At 56.2% G+C, this 11,462-nt stretch carries 8 protein-coding genes; 6 read left to right on the forward strand and 2 right to left on the reverse strand.

Going from position 1 to position 11,462, the window contains the following annotated elements:
* Positions 1-134 precede the first annotated feature (134 nt).
* The 5 genes from RYB66_RS06520 to RYB66_RS06540 all read left to right on the forward strand — a co-directional run bounded on the left by RYB66_RS06520 (position 135) and on the right by RYB66_RS06540 (position 6,826).
* Complete coding sequence (locus tag RYB66_RS06520; RefSeq protein WP_316894090.1) at positions 135-3,647, forward strand: response regulator; 3,513 nt, start codon at positions 135-137, stop codon at positions 3,645-3,647.
* Between the two features lie 49 nt (positions 3,648-3,696).
* On the forward strand, positions 3,697-4,518 hold the full coding sequence (locus tag RYB66_RS06525) for a CheR family methyltransferase (protein WP_004658107.1): 822 nt from the start codon (positions 3,697-3,699) through the stop codon (positions 4,516-4,518).
* Positions 4,515-5,129, forward strand: coding sequence for a chemotaxis protein CheB (locus RYB66_RS06530; RefSeq protein ID WP_002553642.1), 615 nt, complete (start codon positions 4,515-4,517; stop codon positions 5,127-5,129). Before RYB66_RS06525 ends, RYB66_RS06530 begins: the two co-directional genes overlap by 4 nt.
* Positions 5,123-6,304, forward strand: coding sequence for a hybrid sensor histidine kinase/response regulator (locus RYB66_RS06535; protein ID WP_002553643.1), 1,182 nt, complete (start codon positions 5,123-5,125; stop codon positions 6,302-6,304). The genes RYB66_RS06530 and RYB66_RS06535 overlap by 7 nt, the downstream gene beginning before the upstream one ends.
* Positions 6,305-6,448: 144 nt before the next feature.
* The gene (locus RYB66_RS06540) at positions 6,449-6,826 is read left to right on the forward strand and encodes a response regulator (protein ID WP_002553644.1); all 378 of its coding nucleotides are present in this window, start codon (positions 6,449-6,451) and stop codon (positions 6,824-6,826) included.
* Between the two features lie 69 nt (positions 6,827-6,895).
* On the opposite strand, the gene RYB66_RS06545 is transcribed toward RYB66_RS06540, so the two are convergent.
* Both RYB66_RS06545 and RYB66_RS06550 read right to left on the reverse strand, forming a co-directional pair.
* The gene (locus tag RYB66_RS06545) at positions 6,896-8,926 is read right to left on the reverse strand and encodes a response regulator (RefSeq protein WP_004665050.1); all 2,031 of its coding nucleotides are present in this window, start codon (positions 8,924-8,926) and stop codon (positions 6,896-6,898) included.
* The gene (locus RYB66_RS06550; protein WP_016982062.1) at positions 8,923-10,407 is read right to left on the reverse strand and encodes an ATPase domain-containing protein; all 1,485 of its coding nucleotides are present in this window, start codon (positions 10,405-10,407) and stop codon (positions 8,923-8,925) included. The genes RYB66_RS06545 and RYB66_RS06550 overlap by 4 nt, the downstream gene beginning before the upstream one ends.
* A 220-nt stretch (positions 10,408-10,627) precedes the next feature.
* On the opposite strand from RYB66_RS06550, the gene RYB66_RS06555 reads away from it, so the two are divergent.
* A complete protein-coding gene (locus RYB66_RS06555; protein WP_002553647.1) occupies positions 10,628-11,440 on the forward strand; it encodes a crotonase/enoyl-CoA hydratase family protein in 813 nt (270 codons plus the stop codon).
* Positions 11,441-11,462: the final 22 nt, after the last annotated feature.

Raw genomic sequence — 11,462 nt, forward strand, 5'->3', positions numbered from 1 at the left:
CATGAACGCGATATGTGCGTGAGCTTATCACCGATTTATGTGTGAAATTTCAATCCTCTATGTCAGAAATAAGAGTGTTTTTCGTGGGTTTACGGCAAACTCTACGGTTTTGATCCACTCGTCAGGGATATTTCATGAATCGGACGTCTGTTGTCGATGAGCAACGCTTTCGAAAACTGCTGGGGCGTAACGTCGGCTTGCCATTGGGTGTGGGGGTACTGAGCGCCGTTTTCTTCATTTTGCTGATCAGTTATCTGCTCACGGCCATACAGTGGGTCGAGCACACTGACCGGGTGATCAATAACACCAACCGTTCGATGAAACTGTCGATAGACATGGAAACCGGCATGCGCGGTTTTCTGCTGACCGGCGATCAACACTTTCTCGACCCCTATGAAATCGCCAAACCGTTGCTGGTTGCCGAGCTGGACGGACTCAAGAGTCTGGTCGAAGACAACCCGACGCAACAGGACCGGTTCAGGCGTCTGTCCACGATGCAGCAGGAGTGGAATGCGTTTGCTCAGGAGATGATCAATCTGCGGCGCAACAACGGCGACTATCAAACTGCTGTGCTGGCCGGACGTGGCAAGCGAATTACTGATCAGATCCGCACCGAGTACGATCAGGCTGTCGAAATGGAACAGCAACTTCGGTTGACCCGCAACGCAGAGGTCACGCGCAGTACCATTCTTTCCGTCTGCCTGTATCTGATATTCGTGGTGATTGTCAGCGCTATCCTGGCGTATATCGGACGACGTGATTTGCTGTCGCTTTCGGCCACCTACAGCGAAAACCTCAGGCTGCAAGAAATCAATGCCGAGCGTCTGCAAAAAGTCGCCTGGTTGCGCAACGGTCAGAGCGAACTGGCCGAACAGGTACTGGGTCAGTTGACACTCGATATGCTGGGTCGAAACATCCTTCAGTTTCTGACTCAGTATCTGGGCGCGTCGGTGGCGGCGGTCTACATTCGCCAGGATCACGGCGGCTTGACGCGTGCTGCTTCCTACGGTTTTTCTCGCGAACAGGAGCAGCAGGAGCAGACCATTCATAGCGATGAAGGCATTGTGGGGCAGGCCGCACAACAGGACCGGATCATCACGCTGGATGAACTGCCCGAAAATTACTTCAAAGTGGCTTCCGGTTTGGGTGAAGGCTCGCCGCGCAGCATTGTGGCAGTGCCTACCAGCAATGACGATCAGGTCAACGGGGTGATCGAGTTGGGCTTTCTGCGCCCGCTTACCGAGCAGGATCTAGAGTTTCTTGAGCTGATCGCGGACAACATCGGCACTTCGATTGAAGCGGCCCGTTATCGCCAGCGTCTGCAAGAGGTGCTGGCCGAGACCCAGCAACTCAACGAAGAATTGCAGGTGCAGCAGGAAGAATTACGCACGGCCAACGAAGAGCTGGAAGAGCAGTCGCGTATTCTCAAGGAGTCTCAGGCACACCTGGAAACTCAGCAGGCCGAGCTGGAACAGACCAACGAGCAGCTGGCCGATCAGAGTCAGGCGCTGGCCGATCAGCGTGATGCGCTGGACCGCAACAACGAGGAACTGAGCATCGCTCAGGCCGAGTTGCAGGCGCGTGCGGACGAGCTGCAGCGCGCCAGCAAATACAAGTCCGAGTTCCTTGCCAACATGTCCCATGAGCTGCGCACGCCGCTCAACAGTTCGCTGATCCTGGCCAAGCTGCTGGCCGAAAATCCTGGCGAAAATCTGACCGCCGAACAGGTCAAGTTTGCCGAGTCGATCTATTCGGCGGGTAATGACCTGTTGAACCTGATCAACGACATTCTGGATATTTCCAAGGTTGAAGCCGGCAAGCTCGAAATGCGCCCGGAAAACAGCAGCGTATCTCGTCTTGTCGAAGGCCTGCGCAGCATGTTCCAGCCGCTTGCCGCCGAGAAAAAGCTGGCGTTCACGGTCGACATACAGGCAGGCGCGCCGACCATGCTGTTCACGGACCGCCAGCGTCTTGAACAGATTCTCAAGAACCTGCTGTCCAACGCGATCAAATTCACCGAAGCGGGCGCCGTCAGCATGGTCGTTTCGCGCCAGCCGGGTGCAGGCATCGTGTTTATCGTGCGCGACTCGGGCATCGGCATCGCCGAGGAGCATCAGCAGGGTATATTCGAGGCATTCCGTCAGGCAGATGGCACCACCAACCGGCGTTATGGCGGTACCGGGCTGGGGTTGTCGATCTCCCGCGATCTGGCGGCATTGCTGGGCGGCTCCATCAGTGTGACCAGCGCGCCAGGGCAGGGCAGTATTTTCAGCCTGGTGTTGCCGGAAAGCTATGTCGAGCAAGGCCCTCAAGAGCCAGGCAATGAGTCTGCGGTCATGCTTGCGCCTCCCGCGCCATCGTTGCCGGTTCCTGCCGCGCCGGTCATCCAGCAGTCGGCCCCGGTGCCGGTGGAAACACCTGTAGCCGTGTTTGCCGATGATCGTGACAAGGCACCGTTTCAGCGGCGCTGCATTCTGGTCATCGAAGATGAAGTGCGCTTCGCTCAGATCCTATTCGATCTGGCCCATGAGCTGGGCTATGACTGTCTGGTCGCACATGCCGCGGATGAAGGGTTCAACCTGGCGTCACGCTACACGCCGGACGCGATCCTGCTGGACATGCGCCTGCCGGATCACTCGGGCCTGACCGTGCTTCAGCGTCTCAAGGAGCTGGCACCTACCCGACACATTCCGGTGCATGTAATTTCGGTCGAGGATCGCCAAGAAGCTGCGCTGCACATGGGCGCCATTGGCTACGCCGTCAAGCCGACCACCCGCGAAGAGCTCAAGGATGTATTCGCCAAGCTGGAGGCCAAACTGACCCAGAAGGTCAAACGCATCCTGCTGGTCGAAGACGATGCGCTGCAACGTGACAGCATTGCTCGCCTTATCGGCGACGATGATATTGAAATCACTGCGGTGGGTTTTGCCCAGGAGGCATTGGACCTGCTGCGCGAGAATGTCTACGACTGCATGATCATCGACTTGAAACTGCCGGACATGCTCGGCAATGAGCTGCTCAAGCGCATGTCCACGGAAGACATCTGCGCCTTTCCGCCGGTGATTGTCTATACCGGGCGCAACATGACCCGTGATGAAGAAGCCGAGCTGATGAAATATTCGCGCTCTATCATCATCAAGGGCGCACGCTCGCCTGAACGCCTGCTGGACGAGGTCACGCTGTTCCTGCACAAGGTCGAGTCGCAACTGTCCAACGAGCGACAAAAGATGCTCAAGACCGCGCGCAGCCGTGACAAGGTCTTTGAAGCGCGCAAGATCCTTGTGGTCGATGACGACGTGCGTAACATCTTCGCCCTGACCAGCGCCCTGGAGCACAAGGGGGCAGTGGTGGAAATTGCCCGCAATGGTCTTGAAGCGATTGCAAAGCTCAATGAGGTCGAAGACATCGATCTGGTCCTGATGGACGTGATGATGCCTGAAATGGACGGTTACGAAGCGACCATCGAGATCCGCAAAGACCCGCGCTGGCGCAAGCTGCCGATCATCGCCGTTACTGCCAAGGCCATGAAAGATGATCAGGAGCGTTGTCTGCAGGCAGGTTCCAACGATTACCTGGCCAAGCCCATTGACCTGGATCGACTGTTTTCACTGATTCGCGTCTGGCTGCCGAAGATGGAGCGCATTTGAATGAGGGCTCAGTGGCCGTGCTTTCCGGGGCGCAAAAACGGATGGCATCATGCACCTTGATCGAAGCATAGAGATCGAGCTGCGCCTGCTGATAGAGGCTATCTACCTCCAGTACAGCTACGATTTCCGCGACTATTCCGGTGCGTCGATCAAGCGCCGCGTGATCCATGCGTTGCGTCAGTTCGATTGCGCGACCATCTCGGCCCTGCAGGAGCGTGTGCTTCATGACCCGGCAGCATTCATGCAGCTGTTGCAGATTCTCACCATCCCGGTGAGTGAGATGTTCCGTGACCCCTCGCACTTTCTGGCGATCCGCAACGAGGTCGTGCCGGTGCTACGCACTTACCCGTCGATCAAGGTGTGGATTGCCGGTTGCAGTACGGGTGAGGAGGTTTATTCAACGGCTATTCTATTGCGCGAAGAGGGGCTGCTGGAGCGGACCATCATTTATGCGACCGATATCAATCCCAGCTCTTTGGAGAAGGCCAAGCAGGGCATCTTTTCCATGGATAACCTGCGCACCTATACGGAGAACTACCGTAACTCGGGAGGGCAGCGCAATTTCGCCGATTACTACACGTCTGCCTACGATTACGCGATCTTCGACAAGACACTGTGCGAGAACGTCACTTTTGCCGATCACAGTCTGGCTACAGATAGTGTATTCTCCGAAACGCAATTTGTTTCCTGCCGTAACGTACTGATTTACTTCAACAAAAAACTTCAGGATCGAGCTTTCGGGTTATTTCATGACTCGCTGTGTCATCGCGGCTTTCTGGCGCTGGGCAGTAAGGAAACCCTGGATTTCTCTGCCTACGGCGGGGCGTTCGAGACGCTGGTGAAACCCGAGCGGATCTACCGGAAATTATGAGAACCACCTTTGACGATGACCTGTCCTGCGGCCCGTTGCCCGTGGTCGATGCTATTGTCGTAGGCGCGTCAGCGGGGGGTGTAGAGGCCCTGCTGAAAATATTCAGAAATCTGCGGCCGGGTTTCAGTCTGCCTATATTGATGGTGTTGCATTTGCCCGATGACCGGCGCAGCCAGTTGGCCCATGTATTTCAGAATCGCTTGGCGATCCCGGTCAAGGAAGCCGATGACAAGGAAGATATCGTGCCGGGCACTTTGTACGTTGCGCCAGCGGGTTACCACGTCTCGGTGGAGTCTGACTTTTCACTGTCATTGAGTCAGGAAGACAGGGTGTTTTACTCAAGGCCCAGTATCGACATTTTGTTCGGTTCGGCCGCGGATGCCTACGGCCCGCGACTGGCTGGCGTATTGCTGACTGGTGCCAATAATGACGGCGCACAAGGTTTGCTGCAGATCAAGAAGTATGGTGGTTTCACGGTGATTCAAGACCCCTCGCAGGCCCAGGCGTCGACCATGCCCGAAGCGGGCCTGGCGTTGCACTCGCCGGATTACCTTCTTTCCCTGAACGATATTGGCCGCTTGCTGGTCGAGTTGGAACGAACCGCATGTTAAGTGAAATTCAGGCAAAACTGCTCATCGTTGATGATTTGCCGGAAAACCTGCTGGCCCTCGAGGCGCTGATCAAGCGCGGTGATCGACTCGTCTACAAGGCACTCTCGGCGGACGAAGCGTTGTCACTGCTGTTGCAGCACGAGTTCGCGCTGGCCATCCTCGACGTCCAGATGCCTGGAATGAACGGGTTCGAGCTGGCCGAGATGATGCGCAGCACCGAGAAGACCAAGAGCATACCGATCGTTTTCGTCAGCGCTGCCGGTCGCGAGCTCAATTATGCCTTCAAGGGCTATGAAAGTGGTGCCGTGGACTTCCTGCACAAGCCGCTGGATATCCATGCGGTAAAGAGCAAGGTCAATGTTTTCGTTGATCTGTATCGGCAGCGCAAGGCCATGAAACTACAGGTCGAAGAGCTGGAGCGCAGTCGCCAGGAGCAGGAAGCCTTGCTCAAGCGTCTGCAGTCGACCCAGGGCGAACTGGAGCACGCGATCCGTATGCGTGATGACTTCATGTCCATCGTTTCCCACGAGGTGCGTACGCCGCTCAACGGTCTGATTCTGGAGACCCAGCTGCGCAAACTTCACCTGGCCAAAGACAACGCTTCAGCGTTCACCATGGAAAAGCTGCGGGCAATGGTCGACCGCGACGAGCGGCAGATTCAGAGCCTTATCCGCCTGATAGAAGACATGCTTGATGTCTCCAGAATTCGTACCGGCAAGCTGTCGATCAGGCCGAGCCCGTTTGACTTGAGCGAACTGGTCTGTCAGTTGCTGGAAAGCTTTGCCGCACAGATTGCCGCCGCCGATTCGACGGTCACCCGGTTTGCCGAAGAGCCGGTGATCGGCGTCTGGGACGAGTTCCGTATCGAGCAAGTGGTTGCCAACCTGTTGACCAATGCGCTGCGCTACGGTGCGCGCAAACCGATTGAAGTGCATGTGTACAGCAGGGAGGGCGAAGCCTTCATTGAGGTTCGGGATCAAGGCATCGGTATTACTGCTGAAAACCAGAAGCGCATCTTTCAGCAATTCGAGCGAGTATCGAGCAATCACGCTGTTGCCGGGCTTGGCTTGGGGTTGTTCATTTCCGATCAGATCGTCATGGCTCACGGCGGTCGTATCGAGGTGGAGAGCGAAGAAGGCAAGGGTTCGGTCTTTCGTATCTGCCTGCCTTTATAGATGACAGCTGCTGTCGATACAGGTGACAGCCGTTGGCGATGTAGGTGATAGCCACTGGCAATCAAGTTTAATCACACATCGGCGCAACCTCCCATGCATGCCGTGGTCGTAATGGCAGCTATTTATAAGATCAAAGGCAGTTCAATGAGCGCTGATGCAGAAAACGTCGTATTAATCGTCGAAGACGAACCCCTGATCCTGATGCTCCTGGCCGATTATCTGTCTGGTGAGGGGTATCGAGTCCTGAAAGCCGAGAATGGTGAGCAGGCTTTCGAGATTCTGGCGACCAAACCCCACCTTGACCTGATGATCACCGATTATCGATTGCCGGGTGGTGTCTCGGGTGTACAGATTGCCGAGCCTGCGGTGATGCTTCGACCGGAGTTGAAAGTGATCTTCATCAGCGGCTATCCGGCGGAAATACTCGATTCGGGCAGCCCCATTGCGCTGAAGGCACCCATTCTCGCCAAACCGTTCACCATGGAAACGCTGCATTCGCGTATTCAGGAACTGCTGGCCTGACAACGCGCTTTAACCGTCGAGTGAGCAGGCCGCCTTTCAGGCAGGAGTCGTGCACAGCCTGAGCGTTTCTCAGGCTTCTATCATTTCCCGCACTTTCGAGGTCAGGTGATCGAACGCAAAGGGTTTGGTGATCAGTTGCATACCGGTGTCCAGAAAACCTCCGCGAACCGCGGCATGTTCTGCATAACCTGTGATGAACAACACTTTGAGTCCCGGTCGCAGCTGCCTTGCGATTTCTGCAAGCTGCCGGCCATTCATGCCCGGCAGCCCTACATCGCTGATCAGCAAATCAATACGCTGGCCTGATTCCAGTATCGGCACGGCATCCAGTGCTTCGCCGGCCTCGATGAAGGTGTAACCCAATTCGCTGAGCACCTCACTGACCAGCGTCCGGACAGCAGGGTCGTCTTCGACAATCAGCACGGTTTCGCCATTTTCGGCGTAAACGGCATTGCTCTGGAAACTCTGCTCGGCTTCATCTGCAAGCCCCTTAAAGCGCGGCAGGAACAGCTGTACGGTAGTGCCTCGGCCTACTTCACTCTTGATTGAAACATGACCATGCGACTGTTTGCTGAAACCGTAGATCATTGAAAGACCCAAGCCGGTGCCCTGGCCGATAGGCTTTGTGGTAAAGAACGGGTCAAACGCACGGCTGATCACTGTTTCCGGCATGCCGCAGCCATTGTCACTGACGCTCAGCACCACGTAATCACCGGGCAGCAGGTTCTCATGGGCATTGGTAAACGATCTGTCCAGCTGCTGATTGAAGGTTTCGACTACCAGCGTGCCGCCGTCGGGCATTGCATCGCGTGCGTTGAGCACCAGGTTGAGCAGGGCGCTCTCCAGCTGGTTAGGGTCCGCTTCTGCAGTCCACAGATCGCTGGCCATGCGCAATTGCAAATGAATGCTCTCGTTGACACTGCGCTGCAACAGTTCGTCCATGGCATTGACCAGATGGTTCATCTCCACCGGCTTTGAGTCCAGTGACTGGCGCCGCGAGAATGCCAGCAAGCGATGGGTAAGTGCTGCGGCGCGATTCGCCGAGGTCACACCCAGGTCGATCAGGCTGTTGAGGTCCTCTATATTGCCGCGCGCCAGGCGTCTTCTTATCAATTCCAGGCTGCCGATGATCCCGGTCAGCATGTTGTTGAAGTCATGCGCAATACCGCCGGTCAATTGGCCGACTGCTTCCATTTTCTGTGACTGACGAAGAATGTCTTCCTTGTGGCGCAACTGCGAGGTGCGCTCTTCGACCTGTTGCTCCAATGTTTCATTGAGACGCCGCAATTGCGACTCGGCTTGCTTGCGTTCGGTGATGTCAGAGGTCACGCCTGCCAGAGAACTGACCAGACCGTTCTTGCCGCAAATGGCGCGGGCGCGCACATCCACCCAACTGAGTGAGCCATCCGGCCAGACGTTGCGGTATTCGATGATCAGATCAACACCGGTGTCCAGGCTGCGCTGAAGCGCCGACTGCATTCTGGGCTGATCTTCGAAATACACAGCAGCGAGCCAGTCGTCGTAATTGAACGTGTCCTGTTCGTTGCGGCCATAGTGACTTTTAGTAATATCCGAACAAGTCAGTTTGAGGTATTCCGCTTCCAGCAACCAGGAGCCCAGCCTGCCGGCCTTGAGCGCATTCTGCAGACGGCCTTCACTTTCGTGCAGGTCCTCCATGCGCGCTCGTGCTTCATACTGACGTCTGCGCCCGCGCACGGCCGTGACGACCAGGCTGACCAGAGTCGCAGGATGGAAGGGGCGTTCGAGAAAGGTCACATTGCCCAGTAGATTACCCATCCGTGCAGACGGATTGTGATCCGGACCGCCATGATGAGTCATCAGGACGATCGGCAGATCCGACCACGCTGGCTGACGACTGATGAGGTCCAGCAGCGGTTTAATGTCACTGTTGCGCAACGCCTCATCGGCGATGATTGCCAGGCCAGCGCCCGAGCTCAACTCTTTGACCAGTTCGAACAAGTCATGGGCCACCGTTGCCAGGTAGCCGGCTTCATCGAGGATCCGCATAGCGATCTGACTGTCTCGACCTCTGGGCGCCAGAATGATTGCGCGCTCCGACAACAGTCCTGGAATACTCACAGGTCGTCATCCTCAAGCAGCGGTTTCTTGTCGCCAAAGTATGACGGCACCCCGCGCAGTACGCCTTGGAAGGCTTCAAGCGGCTTACCGATCTTCAGACCGTTGGCACTGATGCGGTATTCACGAATAGTGGACTCGTGAGTGCCCGTGCGCTTCTTGATGATGGATATCGCGCGACGCACCTGACCCAAAGCTTCGAAATAACGCAACAGAATAACGCTGTCGGCAAGGTAGGTAATGTCGACCGGTGAGCGCATGTCACCGACCAGCCCGTGTTGTGCAACGGTCATGAAGGTCGATGCGCCCTGGCGATTGAGGTAGAGCAGAAGCTCATGCATGTGCAAAACCAGTGCGCTCTCTTCCGGCATTGCCGCCTGATAACCGTTGATGCTGTCGATGATCACGGTCTTTATCTGCTTACGGTCCACTGCGCGCCTTACGCGGTGCGCAAACTCGCCAGGAGAAAGCTCAGCCGCGTCGATCTGCTCGACCACCAGATTGCCGGTTTCCTGAAGCGCCCGCAGGTCAATCCCGAGCTTGAGCATGCGTTCGAACAGCAGGCCCATTTCTTCATCGAATATGAACAGCCCCACGCGCTCGCCACGTGCCACTGCCTGTGCCGCGAAAACCAGTGAAATAAGCGATTTACCGGTCCCGGCAGGGCCCAGAATCAGCGTGCTGGAGCCGCTTTCTATGCCGCCGCCCAGCAGGTCGTCCAGTTCTGTGATGCCGCTGCTGACCTGAGTGCGGGCGTAATTGGAGCGGTGTTCGGCCGCTACAAGACGTGGGAATACATGGATGCCGTTCTCGGCGATGGTGAAGTCGTGGAAACCGCCGCGGTATTTCTGGCCGCGGTATTTGACGATCTTCAACCGTCTGCGCTCGGCACCATAGGTGGGTGTCAGCGCTTCAAGACGGATAACCCCGTGGGCCACACTGTGTACGGTTTTATCCAGCGCTTCGGTGGTCAGGTCATCGAGCAGCAATACCGTCGCGTTATAACGCGTGAAGTAATGTTTGATGGCCAGAATCTGGCGTCTGTAGCGCAATGAACTTTGCGCCAGAAGACGAATTTCCGAGAGGCTGTCGATCACCACGCGAGAGGGTTTGACCCGCTCCACCACCTCGAATATCTGCCGCGTCGCTTCGCCCAGCTCCAGATCCGAGGAGTACAGCAGGCTTTGATGATGATCCGCATCAAGCAAGCTTTCAGGCGGCGTCAGCTCGAAAATATTGATCTGCTCGTCAAGCTCCCAGCCGTGTGAGGCAGCACCCGAGCGTAGCTCGCTTTCAGTCTCGGAAAGGGTGATGTACAGCGATATTTCACCCGCTGCTGCGCCTGCCTGCAGGAACTGCAGTGCCACAGTTGTCTTGCCGGTTCCGGGTTCTCCTTCAAGGAGAAAAACATGACTGCGTGAAAGACCACCCGCAAGGATGTCATCCAGACCTTCAATCCCGGTTGCCGCTTTTGACGTATTCAAGTATCGCCCTCTAATAACCCATATAGGTTTTGCTATCACTGATTACTGGACCTCCCGGCATTCTGACCGTTCACACTATTTAACGGTAGCGGGTACAGCGAATATATAAACGCGGCTGGCGGTCGGTCCGGTAAATGTCACTTAAGCCCGGTTACGATGATTGCGTCGCTGTTGTTATAGTCCAGCGCCTGAATACTCAACATGCCCTGAGGATCACGTCGTGACCGATTATCAAAGTTTCCGGGTCGAGCTGGCTGACAGCATTGCTCACGTACAGATCAACCGGCCTGAAAAGCTCAACGCAATGAACGAGGCGTTCTGGACTGAAATAATCGGCATATTCGACTGGATTGAGCGCAATGACGAAGTGCGGGCAGTAATACTCAGCGGAGCGGGTAAACATTTTTCGTCGGGTATCGATCTGGCATTGCTGGCTTCTGTTGCCAACCAGATGGGCAAGGATCCAGGCCGTAATGCCCGGCTGTTGAGGCGCAAGATCCGTGACATGCAGGCTTCGTTCACTGCAGTGGCAAATTGCCGAAAGCCGGTTCTGGCTGCTATTCAGGGCTATTGCCTGGGTGGTGCCATAGACCTGATTTCGGCCTGTGACATGCGTTACGCCGCCGCCGACGCCCAGTTTGCCATTCGCGAGATCGACATGGGCATGGCGGCGGATGTAGGAACCCTGCAACGTCTGCCGCGAATCATCGGCGATGGCGTGCTGCGTGAGCTGGCTTATACCGGGCGTACCGTGGGAGCTGAAGAGGCGCAGAGGATCGGGCTGGTCAATCGCACCTTCGATGACCTGGAAGGTCTGTTGCAGGGCGTCTTCGCGGTGGCCCGGGAGATAGCCGGCAAATCACCCATTGCCATCGAAGGCACCAAGCAAATGATCAGCTACATGCGCGATCACCGAGTGGAGGACGGCCTGGAACACGTTGCCATCTGGAACGCAGCCATGCTGCAATCACCTGACCTGAAGCTGGCGATGGTTGCGCAGATGAACAAGCACAAGCCGGTCTTCGATAATTGATTCATGATAGAGCTCGAATCTG

It is taken from the genome of Pseudomonas syringae group sp. 243L2 (genome assembly GCF_032587875.1).
In the GTDB taxonomy this organism is placed as follows: domain Bacteria; phylum Pseudomonadota; class Gammaproteobacteria; order Pseudomonadales; family Pseudomonadaceae; genus Aquipseudomonas; species Aquipseudomonas amygdali.

Bases quoted from the DNA above. Each gene is read 5' to 3' on its own strand.
- RYB66_RS06520 (WP_316894090.1), top strand. From the start codon at position 135: ATGAATCGGACGTCTGTTGTCGATGAGCAACGCTTTCGAAAACTGCTG.
- RYB66_RS06525 (WP_004658107.1), top strand. From the start codon at position 3,697: ATGCACCTTGATCGAAGCATAGAGATCGAGCTGCGCCTGCTGATAGAG.
- RYB66_RS06530 (WP_002553642.1), top strand. From the start codon at position 4,515: ATGAGAACCACCTTTGACGATGACCTGTCCTGCGGCCCGTTGCCCGTG.
- RYB66_RS06535 (WP_002553643.1), top strand. From the start codon at position 5,123: ATGTTAAGTGAAATTCAGGCAAAACTGCTCATCGTTGATGATTTGCCG.
- RYB66_RS06540 (WP_002553644.1), top strand. From the start codon at position 6,449: ATGAGCGCTGATGCAGAAAACGTCGTATTAATCGTCGAAGACGAACCC.